Raw genomic sequence first — 20,183 nt, 5'->3', positions numbered from 1 at the left:
GTTGGTACTGCCATATTGAGTGACAAGTATTTTGTTAATTAGAATGTACTTGCTACTTTAACAGCCTTTTCAAGCCCTGCGGCAATAATTTCTTCTGCTTTATCAGGGAATTGGTTGTGACCTTCAATTACTACTTTCTCTATATCTTTTACACCGAAGAAGCCCATCATACTTGCTACATATTTAACAGCCATTTCCATTGGGGCTTTTGGTCCTTCAGAATATACACCGCCACTTGCGTTTAATAATGCAATTTTCTTATTTCCAATAAGACCTACTGGACCTTCTGGCGTATATTTAAATGTTTTACCCGCGCGGTTTAAGTAATCAATATATGTGTGTAGTACAGCTGGGATTGTTAAATTCCATAATGGGAAACCAAACACAACTTTATCAGCTGCAAGGAATTGATCTAAATATTTATCAGCAACAGCTACAGCCTTTGCTTCTTCTGCTGCTAAATCAAATCCTCTACTAGCCTTAAATGTACCGTTAATCATATCTACTCCTACATATGGCAATTCCTCATTGTATAAATTAAGCTCTACCACTGTATCATTTGGATGTGATTCTTTATAGCTCGCTAAAAAAGCCTCATATAATTTCACACTAACCGCCTGATCTGATGGGCGATTGTTTGCTTTTACAAATAAAACTGTTGTCATTCTCTTTTCCTCCTGTTACTCACTCTTTTATGTTGTTATATATTTATTTAATAAAAAGGGTATTATATTGTTCTTTATAATATCTTTTTAAAACTATACTCCATGTCTCCACCTAGAGCTTCAGCTGTATCACCAGTTTCTCTGAAGTCATGTGTATGAATTTTCTCAAACTGACCAAAATTTACTTCCTTATAAAATTCATAACAAGGGAATCCATCATGTGCACCTTCAATATCGACAGTACCATCTTTTTTGACATGTACTATTAATAGGTAGTCAACGGGAGGTGCATATACATTTAATGGATTGCTAGCACTTGCACTCATTTGAAACTTGACGTCATTTGATCCCCATACAACATCAGTGCACAAAATATTTTCCGTACTAGCTTTTCCTGTTCTCTTATTAACGGAACCATCAGGAGTTGTGATTCTTTCTGTTGTTATGCCGGTATTCGCATATGTGAAAATTTCTTTTTTATAAAAATCTACAACTATTTCTTGTTCAATTCTGGAACGCATAGCGTTTACAGCATATGGTGTAAATTCACGTGAGTCACCTTCGAATTGAATCACGTTTCCTGTTTGAGTATCCTTCTTAGGTTCAGTCCAAGACATTGGAATAAATACACTTGCTCTAACTTTAACGATATTAGTCATGAGACACACCTCTGCAATTCTTAATTTTATTTTGGATAATAATAATATTGACTCATTGAGCAAAACAGATCGCAATTTCTTTCGTATAAATAATTTTGCTGCTTGTAAACTTCTATTCAGTATTTATATCTAGATTGTCGTTTTAAAACTGTATTCCATTTCCCCAGCTAGCGCTGCTGGAGTGTCACCAGTTTTTCTGAAATCATGTGTATATATTAATTCAAATGGACCAAAATCTGTTTGTTTATAAAATTCATAGCAAGGGAATCCATCATGGGAACCTTCAATATGTGCAACTCCACTTTTGTTAACGTGTATAGTTAATACATAGTCAGCTGCAGGTGCTGCTGTATTTAAAGGATTGCTGGCACTTGCACTCATTTTAAAAGAAACTGCATCAGTACCCCACACAACATTAGTGCATACAATATTTTCTGTGCTTGTTTTCCCTTTTTTATACTCGATAGAACCATCTGGATTTGTAATTTTCACAGTTACGATACAAGCATTTGCATGTGAAAAAATTTCTTTTTTATAAAAATCAATAATTACTTCTTGCTCTAATCTTGACCGCATTGTGTTTACAGCATAAGGTGTAAATTCACGTGCATCACCAGTATATTCAAAAAGTTTTCCTGTTGTAGGATCTTTAATAGGTTCCAACCAAGCATACGGGGCAAACACACTTCCTCTAATTTTCACGATGTTAGCCATGAGAAACCTCCATAATTTATTAATTTTTGTTTCGTTGAATCCTTTATATCTCTTATAACTAATTATAGTCAATTTGATTGACTATATGCCATATAGTACAATAGAAATTAGATGTAGTCAACCTGATTGACTTTATTTAAGGAGGTTTTATGTATGAGTCATCAAGTATTTAGTGAATTGGATCTTACGTCACTTTTGTCATTATCCTTTAGCGCATCAATCAATGAACTACATGACAAATTGAGTGAATTGGGATTTGGAGATATTAGACCTGTACATGGTTTTATGTTTAAATGCATCACTCCTAATGGAGCGACAGGTATAGAACTAGCCGAATATTTAGGAATTACAAAGCAAGCTGTGAGTAAAATGGTGGATTATCTTGAGAAAAGTGGTTATGTAATACGCAAAGCTCATCCAACTGATAAGAGAGGGAAAATTATTGTTTTGACCAAAAAAGGTTGGCTAGTAGTGCAAGCAAAAGAGAAGATACTAACTGAAATTGAACAACGTTGGATTGAAAACATAGGCGCTGAACGAATGCAAATGCTCAAGGAAGATTTAACAAAGTTAGTTTATGAAGCAAATGAGGGTAAATCATCATCGAGGTTAAGACCTGTCTGGTAAATAATGAGTTTATAAAGGGGACTAACCGTGCACCCATTAACTTAAGAAACAGATAATCCCCCAAACGATAAAAGTAAGTATTTTTCTATCCAAATGGAAACAAAATTTTCGTTATGGGGGTGTCTCAAAATATTAGCTTGATGGGCATGGGGTACAGCCAACATTTCGGAAATTTTGTACGCTAAGCAAATTTCTAAAAAGAAAAAGCCGATTTCCTGTACGCTAAGAATCCGACTTTTTTAAGGGATGGCTTGTTAAACTAAGCCCCATTATTGTAATAGGCAAATGCTGATTAATGAATTTTAGCCTTGCGGATACTATCAAATACACTGATTGCCGCAGATAACATAAAGAAGAAAATTGCACCGCCAACTATCCGCGATTCAAGTTGTTTAGTAGTAATAGTGAATAAATCAGCTGTATACGTAATAAAATCTTGGTCCATTACATTTGGATTCGTTACTATCACAATGAATACAATGGTTCCAATAAGCTGGAAAGCTGTATTAAATATTGCTATTCCTTTTGTCCATTGTCCCTTAATTAATTTATAAATAGACAATGCTATTTCCAAAACGATCACAACAAGAACGATTGGCCAATACTGAAGCAATACATCTTGATTAATAGCTGGAGCCACAAAATCAAGTCCGTGTTTACCACCTCTATATATACCTACAAGATGATTTGCGTAAAAATAAACTGTTGCCCAAATAGCAGTCCATAATAAACTTCCAAATACTTCAAATTTTGCGATAGATTTTTTCTTAGGAATATAAGGTATATTTTTCAAATTGTCCGCTGTCCATTTGGTAAACTTTGTTGTGAATGGGTGACTTGCTTTTGAATGATCGACCCGTTCTATAAGCGCGAAAACAAGTGTAAGCCAGAAAAAGACTTGCATACCTACTTCAATGATTTTCCATATACCAAAACTAAAAATATCTACAATCACATTAATGACTGCTTCTTCGCCACGATACCCTATAAAGTATTCGGCAATGAGCGAGATTAGAGAAATAGTAGCAGCAATCGGTAAAATCATTTTTAATAACGTAACATATGTCTCAAAATAGTGTGGGCCAATAAGATGCATTGGTTGATCTCGGTATTTACTAGCTAATATAGCGGGATTCCCTAATGTTTCAAGGACCACTTTTGTATTTTCTTCACTGTAATCATCAAGTAACATATCCTCAATGGTCGATCTTAATTCGAGAGCGATATCTTCACGACTTTTTTCAGGCAGTCTTCGAGTCACTTCTTGTATATAAATCTCAATTAGATTCATCATCTTCCTCCCCTTTTAACACTTCTAATAGTTTTTTAGAATTGTCCATCCATTCCCTTTTTAACTGTAAAAAAATCTCTAAACCATATTCACTTAGAACATAGTACTTACGTGGTCTACTCTCAGAGGTATCCCAGCTACTTGTTACTAACTCCTGTTTTTCTAAGCGGCGTAGCAATGGATATAAAGTACTTTGATCAATGTTAATACCTGACTGTTCCAACAATTGAACAAGTGAATATCCGTACTGGGGCTTTTGTAATTGATTTAAAACAGCTAACGTCAAAGTTCCTCTCCTAAGCTCTGTCGTTAATGAATTTAATAAACTATTCATTCATCCACCTCTTTTCTTGGTGTATGTTATACAGTATATGTTTTATACTATGCGTCATACACCATTATTGTTCCAAAATCGATGTAAAAAAATAATTCGTTAAGAAACACATAAATATCATTTATCCTCACTATGGAAAACCTTGCTATTGAGTTTTACATCGTAAGTTTTCCATATAAAAATCCCCTTAGAGTATGTCTACTCTAAGGGGATTATCATATCATTTCATGAGATGCTTTTTTATTTTATATACGTACGGCAGTTCCACTTACTGCAACCATTAACATTCCGTCACGAACAACCTCGTAATCTACATCAATGCCAACAATTGCATTTGCACCTTTTTGCTTCGCAAGTTGTTTCATTTCTTCCATTGCAATATCACGCGCTTCTTTTAATTTACTTTCATATGCACCAGAACGGCCACCTACAACATCACGAACAGAAGCAAATAAATCGCGGACAATATTTGCACCCATAATAGCTTCACCATTTACAATATCAACATACTCAATAATTTCTTTCCCTTGAATTCCAGAAGTTGTTGTTACAATCATGACTGACACTCTCCTATAATCTATAAAAATTTATTGGCGTTTCTTATACCTTTATTATTACATTGAAAAAATAAATGAACTATCTAATAACCTTACAGAAAGATGACATCTTTGTAAGGTTTCATATATAAACACTACATTTCCCCCATTAGACGCTCGCTCTACTTTTTCTAATCTCAATTGTGTGGAAGCTATAAAGAAGCACCCCTAGACCAAGAATTTTTTCATTCTTAGACATATTGGAACCTAATGTAATAGTAGGCACATTTAATCCCATAAATCTTTCACTCCATTCTATAGGCATATACCCTTGCTTACCGGTTGCTAATATAGGTCCATCAATTGTACGTAGAGTAGTTTGAATAAAATCAAACTCAACTTCTACATCGGACAACTTTGTTACTTTATCAGTCATCAAAGAACCACGTATCGTGCCAAATCCTTGTATCATCTTTTCTTTGAACATACCAATGCGGTTATAATTTGAATCATAGATCACCCAATCATAGCCGTCAGCTTCAGTATGAAAATATGCAAGAATTTCCCCGCTACTCGTTTCTAATCCATAAACATCTTTATTGTTTAAAAAAGGTACCACTGAAAAAAGAATGTTAGATGAAATCATCTTTGTTCCTAAAGGGTAAACTGCTTGATGAACATGGGGGCGTCACATTACCGGCAAACTAAGAAAAAATGGTAAAATACATGGGAAAGTTGAATAAAAATCAAGAATCATAGAAAGTGTAGTTTATATTTTATTATTATTTTGTTAGGAAATTCGAATAATTACGTCGTTAATGAAAAACTATTATTAGAGGTGAAACAATTGAAAAACAAATATATAGAAACACTTGTTGAAATCATGTTAAAGCATGTACCCAATGCAGCTGAGAAATCGATGTTATTTGCATTTTATAATGGAGTTGTCACGGCATATAATTATTTTCATTATGAATCTACTAGCGTATTCTCACATGGCTCAGAAGGACTTCCATATAATGAAATTATGGACAATATTCAAAGAGTACGCGATACCAGGGAACCAAACTGGACTGCGTTTGTTTTAACTGTCAAAACAGATGGTTTATATGAGATTGATTATTATGATGATTTAAACCCTACTTTAGAGTGCAGTTCTGCATTACTTTGGCTTGCATACACCCGCTATCATATTGAGCCAGCCTCTGATTTTGGTAAATCACAACTAGAGCGCGCTATTAAAGCTGAAAGTTTTAAGAAAACGTTAAACTATGCTTGTATGAAGAATGACATAGAAACAGTTAAAGAAAAATTAGTAAATATTAAACCATCCGCATTAAATAAAAAAGGGCCTGATAGAAAGACACCACTTCACATCGCTTGTCTAAATGGCAATATTGAGATTGTTACATTACTAGTGGAAGCGGAAGCAGATTTGAAGATTAAATATCATGGGGAAACACCTTTTTCCCTAGCATGCGGAAAAGGTAACGCGGAAATTGTAAAATATTTCATTCATAAAGGCGAAGATGTAAATGAAATCATGGTGGGAAAAGTCACGCCTCTTCATTTAATTAGTTGTTCTGGTAATCAAGAAATTGTTCAATATATTTTGGACCGCGTTACCAATATAAATGCGGTGACAAGCAGGAAACATTCAGCGCTCCACTACGCAGTGGAAGATAACAATCTTGAAGCGGCAAAGGTTTTAATAGACAACGGTATTGATATGGAATTATTAGAAGAATACAAAAGGAGTGCACTAAGCCTTGCTTGCGACCGCAATAAACCAGAGATGGCAGAGTTGTTGTTAGAAAATGGGGCTAATATTCATAGTACAGGACAAGGAAAAATCACGCCATTACATATTGCATGTGAACGAGGCTTTATTGAAGTTGTTCGAGTGTTACTAAAACACCAACCGAACTTGCATGCGAAAGCAACATTATACAGTATGCCAAATAATGAAAAATTAAAAGAAACCCCTATCGAAACTGCAGAGCGACTTGGATACGAAGAGATCGTCGACCTGTTGAACTCGAACATGTAAGAAAGAATGAAGGCGCCAACAATATTTTTGTATTTTAGGGATAGTACCACATCCATCAAGTTAAGAAATTATTTGTTCTCCAAAACGAAAAAAATGAGATGAACCCTTATAAATAACTAACTGTAGAGAAGTAAAATTTTCGTTTAGGGGTGCTTCAAAATCTTAAGTTGCTGGGCATGCGATTTCCCCCTTTATACTTCAAAGCTATCATTGATTCATATTATAAGAGAATGATTTGAAAAAAGATTGCTCAAATCATTCTTTTTCTATTTGCTGTTATATCGAAATTAATTAATTTAATTAAACTATATATATATCCATTTTGATTTTCCGACATATAAGTCGTTGCTATGCAGAATACAACATGACCGCTACTTGCTTTCTCCTTTTGTTTTAAACCTTGCATGTGGCAGAAAAAGGCCCTAGCCGCTTCTATGCATGGTCAGATGCTCTCGCTCGCCTAAAAAGAAAGATGGTTTTTATGTCGATTTTTTAATTTAGATTTATATAGTTATAGAAATAATACTCGGGAATTTATGGTAAAATAGTAAATGTTTTTTAATAAGGTAATGGAGGGGTTTTAAGTGCAACTTAGAAAGTTTTTTATGCTTTGCTTTGTGTTTATATTTACAGTAACTATTGTGAATGGTTGTAGTTCTTCACAAAGTTCCACAGTCGTAAAAAATGGAAAAGCATCGTCGTCTTCGAAAAATTTGGAAATTGAAGTTGAAAATGTTGAGTACGTATTACCACTGGGTGGATATACGGGGAAAATAAGTAAAGACAAAGTTTTAAAATTTAAAGTGAGTGTAAAAAATAAAGGGGATAAAACGTTAGAGATATCACCCCATGACTTTGCTCTATATCAAGATGATGAAAAAATGAAAAAATATGATAAGGCTGATTCAGATAAATTACGTTTAACAGATTTAGAACCTGGTAAAAAAATATCTGGGACCCTACACTACGATGTGAATAAAGCTTCATCATATGAACTTGTTTATTCCGATGAGGCTACAAAAGAAAGAGAAGAGGAAACAGAAAAAGTTTCTTTTAAAATTGATACGAAAGAAATAGAAAAGAATACAAAAGACTTCAACAAACCAGCTGAAGCTCTAAAAGCCTACATAAATGCTATTTATTATGATAAAGATATAGACAAGATTAATAAGTTATCCGGCGAAGATGGAAAGCAATTTACTCAGAATATACTACAAGAATTTAAAAAAGATGCAACGTCCAGTACGTATAATGAAATTAGTGACCAGCAATTTGAAAGTTATTATAAAAAGTTAAAATCTGTATTGCAGAAAAAAGTTACATTTAAAGTAAAATCAGTAAGTTCTTATCCTGAGGATGATAAAGTGGAAGTAGAATTAAAAGTGAAACCATTATTATTGAGTGAATTGCAGTCAAAATTGAATAACGAAAATGAAAGATTACTAAGAGAAAATCCAGGAATCGAACGGTCTAAATTATTTAGTCAATCGTTTGATTATCTTATATCCATATTGCCAGAAGCGAAGGCTTCAGATAAAGAAAAAGTAATAAAAGTTGAGATGGAGCGATACGGAAAAGACCAATGGCGCTTTTCAAAAGATAAAGTAAGCGATGCAGAGGACATAATGGAAATAATGGAAGAATTTTTAAAACAATAGAAAGATGTAAAAACACTCTTGACTCCTTTTCTTTGAAGTTTAAGAGTGTTTTTTATCCTTGAGAATCCATTAAAGATATCTACATAGAAAAGAATAAAAATAAAAAGGTACCTGCTGCTTCATAAGGTACCTTTTTATTGAACGTTGCCTCTTTCTTATTTTCCTTCTATTTATCTACACAATTTGTACTTTCCAGTATCTACAAACATCGAACTACCATTATTTTAGACTGCTAGAAAGCTCCGTAAAAATAACTCCTAGAGCAAAAGCACCAGCATCAGGATAACCTAAGCTTCTTTCGCCAACCGTACCAGCGCGGCCCATTCGAGCTACGATTTCTTTTGTATATTCCGCTCCTTTAACGGCAGCCTCTGCTCCCTTTTCAAAAGCAGTCTTAAAGTCCGTACCAGCTGCAGCACTTTCTGACCAAGAATTTGTACAAGGCACAAGCGCATCCACAAGGGTTTTATCGCCTACCTCTGCTCCTCTTCCGAAAGATCGCTCGCCAATGGACTGTATACCCTCGGCTGAAGCATGCAACATTTCAGCAAACTCTCCGACTGTTAATTCCATTTTCCCTTCCATAGCCTTACCTGCTGCTCGGAAAGCTCCGCCCCAAATTGGACCAGAAGCTCCTCCGCAATGTTCCATAATGACCATAGAACATGCATCAAGGAAAGTACCGATATTTAAATGCTCTTGATCCAAAATCGTGCTCCATTCACGCTTCAATTGTTTGAACCCTTTAGCGACACTCATCCCGAAATCACCATCGCCTGCATGCGTATCTAATTCGCAAAATGGCACTTCGTTCTTAATAATGATTTCGCTCATTTTATCTACAAGATAGATCATATTGTTTAATGTCATTACCTCATCCTTGATGACAGCGTGTTCTTCCGCTGTTTCCGTCTCAAAGAAAACTGGCTTCTCTTCTTCTTGATCCTCAATATCAACGTATTCTACACTCTCAATTGGTCCATCTACTCTAAATGCAGGTGTATTACACTCTTTCGATAGCAATGTCTTTAGCTCATCGTCTAGTTTCATCACTGTTAGAGAAATCCCAGCCATATCGATACTAGTCATGTAATTACCGACAAACGCTCTATTTATTCGTATATTTCTTTTACTTAACTCTCTAGTAACTGCATTGTTAAACAGATAAAGCTCTTGAAGCGGTGTACCGCCAAAACCATTTACTAGAACAGCAATTTCAGCATCTTCATCTATTCCTAAATCCTTCACAAGATCATTTGTCATACGTAAAGCCAATTCATCTGCAGTCACAATTTTTTCTCGTTTTCTGCCTGGCTCTCCGTGAATACCGACGCCATATTCCATCTCATCTTCACCCAATTTGAAAGTAGGCGATCCACTAGCGGGAACTGTACAGGAAGTTAGTGCTAAGCCAATTGTTCGAACATTTGCCGCTGCTTTTTCCGCTACAGCTTTGACCTGCATTAAATCCATACCTTCTTCAGCTGCTGCACCAGCAATTTTATGCACTAACACAACTCCTGCAACACCGCGGCGTCCTACTGTATAAAGACTATCTTCTACTGCAATATCATCATCTACACGGACATATTCCACTTGAATGCCATCCTCAGTAGCTAAGTGAGCACCATTTTTAAAGTTCATGATATCTCCGCTGTAGTTTTTAATAATTAGCAAAGTACCTTTTTTGCTTGCTGTTGCTTTAATCGCTTGATATACCTGTATTTGTGAAGGAGAAGCAAACACGTCCCCACATACCGCAGCATCCAGCATTCCTTTTCCTACTAACCCCGCATGTGCCGGTTCATGTCCACTACCGCCACCGCTAATTAAGGTTACCTTATTTTCGTTCATTTCTTTTTTCTTAATTACCTTATACTTTTTTAACAACTCGAGTTCCGGATGGGCCATAACCATCCCATTACACATCTCCATAACGAGAGTTTCAGGTTTATTTATAATTTTTTTCATTTTTTATTCCTCCTCTGTAAGTTTTGTTACATTTTTCGCAAACCTATTCGTATCCACACTTCCATGATTTCATTGATTCATAAGGGATTCCTGCCACGATACATTCCCTTCTGAATTATGATATATTTGAAAGCGCATTCTTACTAACTATAGTAAAATGAAAGCGGTTTATGGTAAACGGACAAAATCAATGATTTGTCTAAAAACGCCCGCTTCATTTATAGATGGGATGTTACTATTATTAAAAACGAATAAAGTTGTAGGGATGATTAAGATGACCTCTTCTATAATTTCTAAAAAAATCATAGCGAACTCATTAAAAAAATTAATGGAAACGGAACCTTTCCATAAAATATCCGTGAGTGATATTATGTTGAATTGTCAGATGCGCAGGCAAACTTTTTATTATCATTTTAAAGATAAATTTGAATTGTTAGGTTGGATTTATAAAGAAGAAACGAAGGAAAATATTATAGACTTTCTTGAGTATGAGAAATGGGAGAATATCTTCGACCTATTATTTGATTACTTTCATCAAAATCAGCGATTCTACCGAAATGCATTTAAAGTAATCGAGCAAAATTCATTTAATCATTATCTATTTGAACATACGAAAAACTTATACATCAAGATTATCGATGAACTATTAATTGGCTGTAAATTAGCTATTTCTGAGGTAAAAAAAGATACTCTAGCCTCTTTTTATAGTCACGGCTTTGTTGGGACGATAAAAGATTGGATTGAAAATCATTGCACTGTAGACCCATCTATCATGTCTTCTATGATCAAAAATATGATAAACAATCAATTAGTACTTTTACTAGAGCAATCAGCAAACAAATCATAAGGTGGAAAAACAATGAAAAAAATTATGAATGATGTTCAAAATATTGTTCAGGATATGTTACATGGCTTTTATTTTGAACATAGCGATAGAATATCTTATAACGCAAAATACAACATCATTTATCGGAAAGACCTTGCCGAAATTGGGCAAGATGTTGTCATTATAAGCGGCGGCGGTAGTGGGCATGAACCAGCTGATGTTGGTTATGTAGGAAAAGGAATGCTTTCAGTGGCGGTCAACGGGGAAATCTTCACCCCACCTACACCAGAACAAGTATTGGCAGCAATTCACTCTGTGCCTAAGGACAAGAGTATCCTATTCATTATTAAAAACTTCAAAGCTGACGTAGAAAGCTTTTTAACTGCTGAATCTTTAGCAAAAGAGGAAGGAAGACTTGTTGATCATGTCATTGTAAATGACGATGTTTCCATTGAAGATGATGCTTCCTTTAATAAAAGAAGACGAGGAGTAGCTGGCACGATTTTCGTTCATAAAATACTCGGAGCAGCAGCTCTTGAAGGCTATTCATTACAACAATTAACGGACATTGGTCGTTCTGTCATTCTGAATCTGCATACATTAGGAGTTGCACTTTCTCCAGCAACCGACCCTATCCAGGGAAAAGCTTCTTTTACTTTACAAGACGATGAAGTGTTTTATGGGGTCGGCATCCATGGAGAAAAAGGGTACCGTAAAGAAGTATTATTTTCTTCTGAAAAACTGGCTATTGAACTTATGAATAAACTCAAAAGTATTTACCGCTGGAAAAAAGGTGACAAGTTTGCCATCCTTATTAATGGATTAGGTGCGACCCCATTAATGGAACAGTATATCTTCGCAAATGACATTCGTCGTTTATGCGAACTGGAAGGATTAGATATTCGATTTGTAAAAGTCGGAACCCACCTAACCTCCTTAGACATGCAAGGCACATCATTAAGCTTCCTTAAAATAGAAGATCCACTTTGGGAAAAATGGTTAAAAGCAAATGTTGAGGTGGCTAGCTGGTAGCTGGAAAAGGCGGCCGACAATTCCTGTCAGCCGCCTAAAATGGATATTAGTTGATTGGCAATTTATTTTTTCTCCATTACAGCAAAGTAATTTTCTTCATTATCAGCAAAGTTAAATACTCTGCCTGAAGGCATATTTACAATTTCTCCGACTTTGATATTTTTATTTGATAAGTTGCCACGTAATTCATCGAGATTTTCCGAAAAAAACATTAAAGAAGGTGTACCAAGGTTGACTCCAGGTGACATTTTAGCAACAAATTCCTTATTGTGCAGAATGATGCTTGTTCCTGCGCCCTTTGTTGGAGCAATTTCAATCCATCTCATTCCTTGACCGTTATTTTCTTCAGAAATTACACTAAACCCTACTTTTTCTGTCCAAAAATCCACTGCCTCATCTTGGTTATTTACATACAACATAATTTGACCGACTTTACTAATCATAGACTTTTCCATTCCCTTACATAAGTAAATACAAAACCCGATGCTCCTAATCCTTTCCATCGCCAAGGCTTCTGATACTCAATGACAACTTAATAAATACGACAATCATTTAAAACTTCCTCCTAAAAAGTAAAGTATTACAGAAACTAACGGAGCAGTTTAGTTTAAGTAGGAGATTATAAGGAAGGCATAGAATATTAACAAAATATTTTATAAGGGGGAATATAATTGCCAATTTCAAAAGATACTGTTAGTTACATGATTCGTACTGGAAAAATAGAAGATTCCGAGGCAATTTTAGACATACAGAAATCAGTTGTTTCCGAAGGCAAGTTTCTCATTTCGTTATCCGAAGAATTTAATAAAACGTCAGCTCAACAAAGAGAATGGGTACAGGGCGTATTGGAGGATGAAAGAGAAACATTAATTGTAGCTGAAAAAGATGGAGAAGTTGCTGGTTGGATCGTATTTCTCACCGAAAATAAAAAACGATTGTCTCATACCGGTTCCTTTGGAGTAATGATCAGTAAAAATTACAGAGGACTAGGAATTGGAAAAATGCTACTACATGCTTTATTAGACTGGGCAGAGAAAAATCCTTTCATTGAAAAAGTAAGTTTAGGAGTTTTCTCAACAAATCATAGTGCAATATCTTTGTACAAAAAAATGGGCTTCATTGAAGAAGGCCGTAAAATGAAAGAATTTAAAATGAATGATAATGAATATGTGGATGATATTCTTATGTACAAATTCGTTTAGTGAAATTGATTTAATGAGATTTTTTGAACTACGAAATTCTCAATTAGATAATAACAGGTACCCACACAAAAAAGCCGTTCTCCTATAAACTATGGAAATCGGCTTTTGTAATTTACCATTTATACTGAATACCCCTGTTAATATAACAAGGATTAAGATTTATTAGCTATTATCATAAAACGTTTTGAATTTGTACGTATTCCTTTTTCAGTTTTGTTTGTTATAATAAATTTTCCCAAAATGTCAAAGTCCTCTTTCTCTTCACCAAATCTTGGTATGATAGGCGTGTGTTTTAATAGGAAAATGAGGTCTTCGGGTGTTTGATAATAATCAATCGCATCATACTCTAAGATTTGCACATCAGCAAAGCCCGCACACTTCAACTCTCGGACATATTTTTCTTTTAATGTGCCGTCTTTTTTCCCTAAGCATTGCCCTCTTCCAAACGCTTCTTTTAAGTTCAATTTATCATGTTCGCTGACTTGCTGCGTTAAAAAGATACCGCCCTTTTTTATTACTCGTGCTACTTCTGCCGCCACAAAAGGTGCATGACAACTAGACACAATATCAAAAAAGGAATTTGGGAATGTCAAATCTTCGGACTCCATTTTGAAAACTTTAACGTTTGACACACGTGCTTTTCCCAAGTTAGACTGTGCTGTTTCTATCATTCCACTTGAATTATCAATCCCAATTATACATGAAGCTGCCGATGCAATTTTTAATATATTTTCTCCCCCGCCTGTACCAATATCCAGCAAAACATCTGAGGGTTTGCATCTCTCTATTACTTCTTCATAAAACTCCCACGTAGCACCTTCAGTTACGTATTTAAGTTTACTAAAATCCCAGCCGTTTGATCTTCCGACTTTATCATAAAAATTTTTGTAATCTAATTCATTCATATTGTATATCCACCTTCCAAAAGAGTATAAAAACTAAGGTTCTGAGACTTGTTAATGAAACAATCCCGTGCCTTGGTTTAATAATAACGGTGACTACCGCAACGGATTCAAAGTTTTCATTTCCGAAAAAGGGCAGACTTCTCCCTTGATGGCTGGTACGCGTTTTTTGCCAGCCCGAAAACTAGTTACTTCGAACAATACGGAAAGTCATCCACTTCACCCCATTTGAAAGATTATATTAATTATACTCTATAACATTCTTTTGTGTACGTTGTAAAATACACACTATTAGATAAACTTTTCTGTTATCATAACATCAAAAGAAGATCTACATACTAAAACGAAACACAGCCTAACACATTGGATCATCCTGCATGGCTATCAAATTAAGATATATTTATGTCTACAAAACGAGAAAAACACTATCCTTTCTGTATATTTCTACAAAAAAGAATAGTGTTTTTTTGTTCAATATGGGTATAAAGTCATCCTAGCTTGATGGGCATGTGGCGGCACCCCACATCCATCAACTTAAGGTATATTTTTATACAAAACGCGGTTTTTTCACGTAGTATTTTATTATCGTTTATAGATGTTATAAAAGTAGGCATATCAAATAAACCCTGACGGGTTTGAATTTTTTTACTATGCTACCTGATGAGTAGAAGTGGTATACTCATACACAACACCCAAAATATCAAAGACTGTCTTTTTCTCGTATCGATGAGATTTTCGTCCGTTGCGCTGTAGGAGGTTAAACAGACGAAGGAGAACCTTTGATAGCTCTTGGGTGTTTTTGTGTAATGCTTGGTAAAAAAGTGAAAAATAATCTTTAATTATGTACATCGCTTTATATTCACTTAGCTCTTTCTGTTTCTTACGTAACAGGAGTTCTCTCATCTTAAACATTGTAGAAGAACATAATAGGATACTAATGAGTTGTCCATAAAGATGACATTCTAATCGCTCTTGTTTAATAGATTTACAACGATGAATTTGAAACCAGGATTTCCATATTTTAAATAACAGTTCAATTTGCCAACGTAGTGAATATAAATCATAGATTTTCTCTTTTGGTACCCATTCCGTAGGAATGTTTGTCATATATACCGTAATTCCTTGTAAAAGTTTCGTACGCTCTGTATATGTAATTCCTTTTTTCTTTTCACGAATAGCTCGATCACGTAGGCGTTTTTGTTTTTGCTCCTCCGTACATTTATAAACCACAATGCGAGTAGGTAGTTTGTCTTTGCTCCCTACATATACATCATGTAATTCATACACTTGGCCAGGTTGTAATTGGTTCATGATGTCTTCCAAATGAATTTGTATATATACCGGCCTCAGTTGAGCGGGTTTTGTTTTAAACACGACTGTTTCGAATTCTTTTCTATATATCTTAGTTGGTAACTTAAGACGTGATAAATAATATCCTTGCTTATCTTGAATAGACTTAAAGTCTTGTAAACGAAAATATCCTAAGTCACGAATATATAGTTCATTCTTTTGTGCCATGCCTGTTCGAGTCGCACCATACGCCTGATCACTTCGTTTTCCTGGTTCAATTTTCACATCAGAAAATTCTCCACTCAACAAGTCATACTCTAGTTGAATTTTCACACCAGCTTTATGACTACATCCTCCGGCACCAGGATAAGTAGATACAAATCGATCCGGCACTTGAAATGTTGTAGAATCAAGGATAAGAATACGCTCAAAGTAAGCAGAAAGAGAATGAGAAATCTTAGATAATCCCCCAATTTTAGCTTGTAGAAGTGTAGTAAATACAGTTCGAAAGAAGGCTACAGAAGCCGAGTTAAATCGTCGATTAAGTCCCTCAGGACTTAATAAAATTCCTGTTGAAGTTTCTAATTGACTACAAAGTTGAGTAAGAGAGGTAGTAGCGATTTGTTGATTTAACCATACACATAAAGATAAAAAATGGTGCCCATGGCATTTCCGTTTTCGTTTCATTCCGCCTGCTTCTATAGCTAATTGATTAAGTGTAGCGGGAGACATATATCGATATAACTCTTCAGCAAATAAAGACAACTCTTGTTTTTGATGCATATTCATAAAAAGCACGTCATCCTTTCTCATTAACATAAGAGAATAGTAACGTGCTTTTAACTTCAAGAATAGTCTAAATCCTTAAGTTGATGGATGTGTGGCGGCACCCCAATATGCTTGGATTAAAATCATTGCAAATAGCTAAAAAAGTGATTGCTGGAATAGAAGTTATGCATATGATTAAAAAAGGACAAACTCTCTAAAGTGAGAAGTCTGTCCAAAAACAGATATATCTTATCCATGATCTCTTTGGTTTAACAACATAAAAATTCAATTCTGCTAGGAATCTTTCAATAGTGAATTAGAATAATGAATTAATACTTGCTAGGACAGTAAGTATACCTATAATAATGACAAATACATTGCTTATTTTCCCTTTGTATTTAGCTAGTACTGGTACTTTATGGATCGCATACATTGGTAATAGACATAAGATAGCAGCAACTAACGGACCGCTAAGGGCATCAATGAGTCCAAGAATACTTGGATTTGCATAAGCAACATACCAGCATGTTAATACGACAAAAGTAAGGATCATTGTCTTAACTGTTTTTTCTCCTATATCTTTTCCGCGTGTTTTACTGGACTTGATAATCATGTCACGCATTACCTCATATGCTCCTATATAATGGCCAAGGAAGGACTTTGTTATGGCCGTAAAAGCAATGATAGGAGCTGCAATAGTGATTATAGGCGAATTAAGCTCATTAGCAAGATATGATAGGATTGACAAGTTCTGTTCTTTTGCCATTGTAAGATCATTTGGAGTCAAACTCAAGGTACTGCTCCAAACGAAGAACATAACAACAGCGAATGTCATGATATAACAAACTTTTTGTATTTGAGCACATTTGGCATCAGTAGCTTCTATTCCATAGGTAGCTCTCTGTTTCATAACAAATGACGAAATCATAGGAGAATGATTAAACGAGAATACTATGATTGGTAGTATCATCCATATCGTTCCAAAATATCCTGTTCCTGTTGAAGCAGTAGAAACACTTGAAAAACTAAGCATTGACGTATTCCACTGTGGAATCAAAGATATTGCGATAAAAAGTAGAGAAGCTATGAAAGGATATACTAGCATGCTCATTATCTTTACAGTGATATCTTGACCAAAATTTAGTATAGCTATAAGACCGAGTACTAATACAAGCGATAAAATGGCCCTTGGAGGCTCCTGCATGTGCAATTGATGCACGATAAAACTACTTGCAGTATTTGTAAGTGCAACCGAATACATCAGCACGATAGTATAAATTGAGACGAAATATACTATGTTAAAAATTATACTTGCCTTATTTCCGAAATACTCTCTTATTGTACCTGTAATCCCCTCATCAGCAGAATTAGAAGCGTATATCATTTTAGCAAGCGCCCTATGTGAGTAATACATAACGGGATATGCAAGTATGGTAATTAACAGTAATGATAATAAACCACCTGAACCTGCATTAATAGGTAAAAAGAGTACTCCTGCTCCAATTGCTGTTCCAAAAAGGCTCAATGCCCAGGTAGTATCCTGTTTATGCCACTTTTTAGGGTCTAGATATTTCTCATTTTTTACTGCAGTATTTTCAGCTTGAAATTCTATTTTTTTTGCAGTATTCCCATTCATATAATAATTCCTCCTTGTATCCTATTCTTACGTCTCTTTTTAAGGCTTAGGAATATAGACCATTCTTGAAAAATGAATTGCTTACAAGGTGCGCCGCATCGTGCATCCCTCTTCTAAGTTGATCAAAATCGAAAAATTCGCTAGTCATCAACCTGATAGATTTGTTAGCGTTCACAAAACATTTTAATTGTATAGTAGTATATTTTAGTGATAATGGCCCTCGATATACAGGCATCCTTAGGAGAACAATAGAGAAGAGAATAGAATTGTTAACTATTTCACAATATTTCCAATAACTGTTTATTGCTTTAATTGTTTCTCTCCAAAAATTTTACTTTTAATGGCGATCCCTGTAGGTGTGGCTGCAATTCCGCCTAAACCTGTCTCTCTTAATTCGCGAGGTAACTGTCTTCCAACTCTATACATCGCTTCAATAACTTCGTCAGCATTGATGATATTGTTTATGCCGGCTAATGCGATGTCCGCTGCTACTAAAGCATTTGCCGTTCCAATGGCGTTTCTCTTTACACAAGGAATTTCTACCAAACCAGCGACCGGATCACAAACTAAACCGAGTAAATTTTGTAATGCGGTTGAGAAAGCTTCAGAAGATTGCTGTGGCGCTCCTCCAGCAGCTTCTACCGCTGCAGCCGCCGCCATTGCTGAGGCACTGCCTACTTCAGCTTGACATCCTCCGTACGCTCCGGAAATACAAGCGTTATTTGCGACTATCATTCCAAATAAAGATGAAGTGAATAGAAAATGGACCATATCTTCATGACCTAACTGAAACGTATCTTTAATACTAAATAGGACTCCCGGGATTGTCCCACTCGCACCTGCTGTTGGAGTTGCACAAATAGCCCCTAATGAAGCATTTACTTCATTAACACCGATAGCACTTTGAACCCCTAACACCATTAAATCTCCAGAAAGAGTTTTTCCGTTTTCTCGATATTTTTTTATTTTAACAGCATCGCCTCCGGTTAAACCGGTCGGAGAAAATACCCCGTCGCCCTCGATACTTTTATTTATGGCATTTTCCATAGTCGCTAAATTTTTTTCCATTTTACTCCAAACTTCTTCATAAGAAGTTTTAGTTTGTTCGATTTCCTGTTCGATTGCTAATTCATAAATCGGCTTTTGCCTTTTATTAGCTGCATCTACAATTTCTTTTATGGACATATACATATTTTTTCACCCCTTAATGTAACTAAAGAATAATGATATTAGCGATACTGCTTAAACTTCCCAATTCTTTCTGAGCATCACCAGGCAATAGCGAATCCAAATCGAATGCATATAAATATTTTCCGCTTTCTTCTAAACTATGAAAGTCGTTAATTTCCACATCATATTGTTTAAAGATCCTGCGTAAGACAAATTCAAAGTCAGCTCTTTCGGAAATCGCAATAATAACTGGCAATGGCCCCTGCAGATCTAAGCTAAATCCGTCAATTTCAACATGTTTGACTTCAATTAATCCGCCGCCGACCGAAATACCTATCGTTCTAATACTTCGACTTTCATCCTCTAGATATACATCTGCCGTATTTGGATGACCAGCAGGACTATCACCCGCTTTTTCAATAAAGGTAATGTCAATGCCTTTAGATTCTGCTATTTTAATAGCATCTGGCACTTTGCTGTCATCGGCAGCAAATCCTAATATCCCAGCAATAATTGCAAAATCAGTTCCGTGTCCTTTATGGGTTTCAGCAAATGATTCATAATACCTTACCACGACTTTTTTTGGAAGACCTTGAAATAATTTATTGGCAACTGTTCCAATAGCTAAAGCACCTGCAGTATGTGAACTTGAAGGACCTATCATTACCGGCCCAATCACATCAAAACAACTTTTGTATTTAACAACCTTTTTTTCTTTAATAGATGCTACATTCATGTTCATATAAGCACCCCCATAATTTATTATTTTTAATTGCAGTTGAATCTAAGCTATTAGAATGACCAATTCAAAATATGTTCCAGCTTTTATTTTCTGCAATTACATTTGTTTCA

General features: G+C 35.3%; 19 protein-coding genes and 2 pseudogenes. 7 read left to right on the top strand and 14 right to left on the bottom strand.

The annotated features are described in order from the left end of the window. Window positions 1-38: 38 nt before the first annotated feature. The 3 genes from QRE67_RS05175 to QRE67_RS05165 form a co-directional block, all read right to left on the bottom strand. The gene (locus QRE67_RS05175) at window positions 39-665 is read right to left on the bottom strand and encodes an FMN-dependent NADH-azoreductase (RefSeq protein ID WP_286123831.1); all 627 of its coding nucleotides are present in this window, start codon (window positions 663-665) and stop codon (window positions 39-41) included. A gap of 74 nt (window positions 666-739) precedes the next feature. Next, window positions 740-1,324 (bottom strand): DUF3238 domain-containing protein, encoded by a 585-nt coding sequence (locus QRE67_RS05170; protein WP_286123830.1) that lies wholly within the window; start codon window positions 1,322-1,324, stop codon window positions 740-742. Between the two features lie 129 nt (window positions 1,325-1,453). After that, window positions 1,454-2,038, bottom strand: a complete 585-nt coding sequence (locus QRE67_RS05165) for a DUF3238 domain-containing protein (protein WP_286123829.1) — start codon at window positions 2,036-2,038, stop codon at window positions 1,454-1,456. Between the two features lie 153 nt (window positions 2,039-2,191). Between QRE67_RS05165 and QRE67_RS05160 the strand changes: the two genes are divergently transcribed. After that, the gene (locus QRE67_RS05160; protein ID WP_286123828.1) at window positions 2,192-2,665 is read left to right on the top strand and encodes a MarR family winged helix-turn-helix transcriptional regulator; all 474 of its coding nucleotides are present in this window, start codon (window positions 2,192-2,194) and stop codon (window positions 2,663-2,665) included. 292 nt (window positions 2,666-2,957) lie between these two features. Here the strand turns inward: QRE67_RS05160 and QRE67_RS05155 are convergent, their stop codons facing one another. The 4 genes and pseudogenes from QRE67_RS05155 to QRE67_RS05140 form a co-directional block, all read right to left on the bottom strand. Further along, window positions 2,958-3,956, bottom strand: coding sequence for an HAAS signaling domain-containing protein (locus QRE67_RS05155; RefSeq protein WP_286125193.1), 999 nt, complete (start codon window positions 3,954-3,956; stop codon window positions 2,958-2,960). Continuing rightward, complete coding sequence (locus tag QRE67_RS05150) at window positions 3,943-4,290, bottom strand: PadR family transcriptional regulator (RefSeq protein ID WP_286123827.1); 348 nt, start codon at window positions 4,288-4,290, stop codon at window positions 3,943-3,945. The genes QRE67_RS05155 and QRE67_RS05150 overlap by 14 nt, the downstream gene beginning before the upstream one ends. 245 nt (window positions 4,291-4,535) lie before the next feature. Then, window positions 4,536-4,847 (bottom strand): heavy metal-binding domain-containing protein, encoded by a 312-nt coding sequence (locus tag QRE67_RS05145; RefSeq protein WP_207995569.1) that lies wholly within the window; start codon window positions 4,845-4,847, stop codon window positions 4,536-4,538. Window positions 4,848-4,995: 148 nt separating this feature from the next. Then, window positions 4,996-5,490, bottom strand: a pseudogene (locus QRE67_RS05140) (ABC transporter ATP-binding protein); the annotation flags it as partial. 183 nt (window positions 5,491-5,673) lie between these two features. Between QRE67_RS05140 and QRE67_RS05135 the strand changes: the two are divergent. Next, window positions 5,674-6,876: an ankyrin repeat domain-containing protein gene (locus QRE67_RS05135; RefSeq protein ID WP_286123826.1), complete on the top strand. Its 1,203-nt coding sequence runs from the start codon at window positions 5,674-5,676 to the stop codon at window positions 6,874-6,876. Window positions 6,877-7,460: 584 nt separating this feature from the next. Continuing rightward, on the top strand, window positions 7,461-8,534 hold the full coding sequence (locus tag QRE67_RS05130) for a DUF5105 domain-containing protein (protein WP_286123825.1): 1,074 nt from the start codon (window positions 7,461-7,463) through the stop codon (window positions 8,532-8,534). 219 nt (window positions 8,535-8,753) lie between these two features. Here QRE67_RS05130 and dhaK read toward each other — a convergent pair whose 3' ends face one another. After that, complete coding sequence (gene dhaK, locus QRE67_RS05125) at window positions 8,754-10,505, bottom strand: dihydroxyacetone kinase subunit DhaK (RefSeq protein ID WP_286123824.1); 1,752 nt, start codon at window positions 10,503-10,505, stop codon at window positions 8,754-8,756. 274 nt (window positions 10,506-10,779) lie between these two features. Here dhaK and dhaS point away from each other — a divergent pair, with 274 nt between their 5' ends. Beyond that, the gene (gene dhaS, locus QRE67_RS05120) at window positions 10,780-11,352 is read left to right on the top strand and encodes a dihydroxyacetone kinase transcriptional activator DhaS (protein WP_286125192.1); all 573 of its coding nucleotides are present in this window, start codon (window positions 10,780-10,782) and stop codon (window positions 11,350-11,352) included. 12 nt (window positions 11,353-11,364) lie between these two features. Further along, window positions 11,365-12,363: a DhaKLM operon coactivator DhaQ gene (dhaQ, locus tag QRE67_RS05115; RefSeq protein ID WP_286123823.1), complete on the top strand. Its 999-nt coding sequence runs from the start codon at window positions 11,365-11,367 to the stop codon at window positions 12,361-12,363. A gap of 62 nt (window positions 12,364-12,425) precedes the next feature. Here the strand turns inward: dhaQ and QRE67_RS05110 are convergent, their stop codons facing one another. Further along, entirely contained in the window at window positions 12,426-12,806 is a 381-nt protein-coding gene (locus QRE67_RS05110) for a VOC family protein (protein WP_286123822.1), read from the bottom strand. 228 nt (window positions 12,807-13,034) lie between these two features. On the opposite strand from QRE67_RS05110, the gene QRE67_RS05105 reads away from it, so the two are divergent. Beyond that, a complete protein-coding gene (locus QRE67_RS05105; protein ID WP_286123821.1) occupies window positions 13,035-13,565 on the top strand; it encodes a GNAT family N-acetyltransferase in 531 nt (176 codons plus the stop codon). 152 nt (window positions 13,566-13,717) lie between these two features. On the opposite strand, the gene QRE67_RS05100 is transcribed toward QRE67_RS05105, so the two are convergent. Both QRE67_RS05100 and QRE67_RS05095 read right to left on the bottom strand, forming a co-directional pair. Next, a complete protein-coding gene (locus QRE67_RS05100; protein ID WP_286123820.1) occupies window positions 13,718-14,470 on the bottom strand; it encodes a class I SAM-dependent methyltransferase in 753 nt (250 codons plus the stop codon). Window positions 14,471-15,115: 645 nt separating this feature from the next. After that, window positions 15,116-16,546 carry an IS4 family transposase gene (locus QRE67_RS05095; RefSeq protein WP_286121019.1) on the bottom strand — a complete coding sequence of 477 codons (1,431 nt, stop codon included), beginning with the start codon at window positions 16,544-16,546 and terminating at the stop codon, window positions 15,116-15,118. 104 nt (window positions 16,547-16,650) lie between these two features. On the opposite strand from QRE67_RS05095, the pseudogene QRE67_RS05090 reads away from it, so the two are divergent. Continuing rightward, window positions 16,651-16,740 (top strand): annotated as a pseudogene (locus tag QRE67_RS05090) (IS6 family transposase); the annotation flags it as partial. Window positions 16,741-16,841: 101 nt separating this feature from the next. On the opposite strand, the gene QRE67_RS05085 reads toward QRE67_RS05090, so the two are convergent. The 3 genes from QRE67_RS05085 to sdaAB all read right to left on the bottom strand — a co-directional run bounded on the left by QRE67_RS05085 (window position 16,842) and on the right by sdaAB (window position 20,073). After that, window positions 16,842-18,161 (bottom strand): aromatic amino acid transport family protein, encoded by a 1,320-nt coding sequence (locus QRE67_RS05085; RefSeq protein WP_286123818.1) that lies wholly within the window; start codon window positions 18,159-18,161, stop codon window positions 16,842-16,844. Between the two features lie 300 nt (window positions 18,162-18,461). After that, window positions 18,462-19,352, bottom strand: a complete 891-nt coding sequence (sdaAA, locus tag QRE67_RS05080; protein WP_286123817.1) for an L-serine ammonia-lyase, iron-sulfur-dependent, subunit alpha — start codon at window positions 19,350-19,352, stop codon at window positions 18,462-18,464. A 22-nt stretch (window positions 19,353-19,374) separates the two neighbouring features. Next, window positions 19,375-20,073 (bottom strand): L-serine ammonia-lyase, iron-sulfur-dependent subunit beta, encoded by a 699-nt coding sequence (sdaAB, locus tag QRE67_RS05075; protein ID WP_286123816.1) that lies wholly within the window; start codon window positions 20,071-20,073, stop codon window positions 19,375-19,377. Between the last annotated feature and the right edge of the window lie 110 nt (window positions 20,074-20,183).

It is taken from the genome of Bacillus sp. DX3.1 (assembly GCF_030292155.1).
Taxonomy (GTDB): Bacteria; Bacillota; Bacilli; order Bacillales; family Bacillaceae_G; genus Bacillus_A.
This window is presented reverse-complemented; position numbering and strand designations above follow the sequence as displayed.

What these genes read in the sequence shown, in the direction of transcription:
- QRE67_RS05175 (WP_286123831.1), bottom strand. Translation starts at nt 665, where the DNA reads ATGACAACAGTTTTATTTGTAAAAGCAAACAATCGCCCATCAGATCAG.
- QRE67_RS05170 (WP_286123830.1), bottom strand. Translation starts at nt 1,324, where the DNA reads ATGACTAATATCGTTAAAGTTAGAGCAAGTGTATTTATTCCAATGTCT.
- QRE67_RS05165 (WP_286123829.1), bottom strand. Translation starts at nt 2,038, where the DNA reads ATGGCTAACATCGTGAAAATTAGAGGAAGTGTGTTTGCCCCGTATGCT.
- QRE67_RS05160 (WP_286123828.1), top strand. Translation starts at nt 2,192, where the DNA reads ATGAGTCATCAAGTATTTAGTGAATTGGATCTTACGTCACTTTTGTCA.
- QRE67_RS05155 (WP_286125193.1), bottom strand. Translation starts at nt 3,956, where the DNA reads ATGAATCTAATTGAGATTTATATACAAGAAGTGACTCGAAGACTGCCT.
- QRE67_RS05150 (WP_286123827.1), bottom strand. Translation starts at nt 4,290, where the DNA reads ATGAATAGTTTATTAAATTCATTAACGACAGAGCTTAGGAGAGGAACT.
- QRE67_RS05145 (WP_207995569.1), bottom strand. Translation starts at nt 4,847, where the DNA reads ATGATTGTAACAACAACTTCTGGAATTCAAGGGAAAGAAATTATTGAG.
- dhaK (WP_286123824.1), bottom strand. Translation starts at nt 10,505, where the DNA reads ATGAAAAAAATTATAAATAAACCTGAAACTCTCGTTATGGAGATGTGT.
- dhaS (WP_286125192.1), top strand. Translation starts at nt 10,780, where the DNA reads ATGACCTCTTCTATAATTTCTAAAAAAATCATAGCGAACTCATTAAAA.
- dhaQ (WP_286123823.1), top strand. Translation starts at nt 11,365, where the DNA reads ATGAAAAAAATTATGAATGATGTTCAAAATATTGTTCAGGATATGTTA.
- QRE67_RS05110 (WP_286123822.1), bottom strand. Translation starts at nt 12,806, where the DNA reads ATGATTAGTAAAGTCGGTCAAATTATGTTGTATGTAAATAACCAAGAT.
- QRE67_RS05100 (WP_286123820.1), bottom strand. Translation starts at nt 14,470, where the DNA reads ATGAATGAATTAGATTACAAAAATTTTTATGATAAAGTCGGAAGATCA.
- QRE67_RS05095 (WP_286121019.1), bottom strand. Translation starts at nt 16,546, where the DNA reads ATGAATATGCATCAAAAACAAGAGTTGTCTTTATTTGCTGAAGAGTTA.
- QRE67_RS05085 (WP_286123818.1), bottom strand. Translation starts at nt 18,161, where the DNA reads ATGAATGGGAATACTGCAAAAAAAATAGAATTTCAAGCTGAAAATACT.
- sdaAA (WP_286123817.1), bottom strand. Translation starts at nt 19,352, where the DNA reads ATGTATATGTCCATAAAAGAAATTGTAGATGCAGCTAATAAAAGGCAA.
- sdaAB (WP_286123816.1), bottom strand. Translation starts at nt 20,073, where the DNA reads ATGAACATGAATGTAGCATCTATTAAAGAAAAAAAGGTTGTTAAATAC.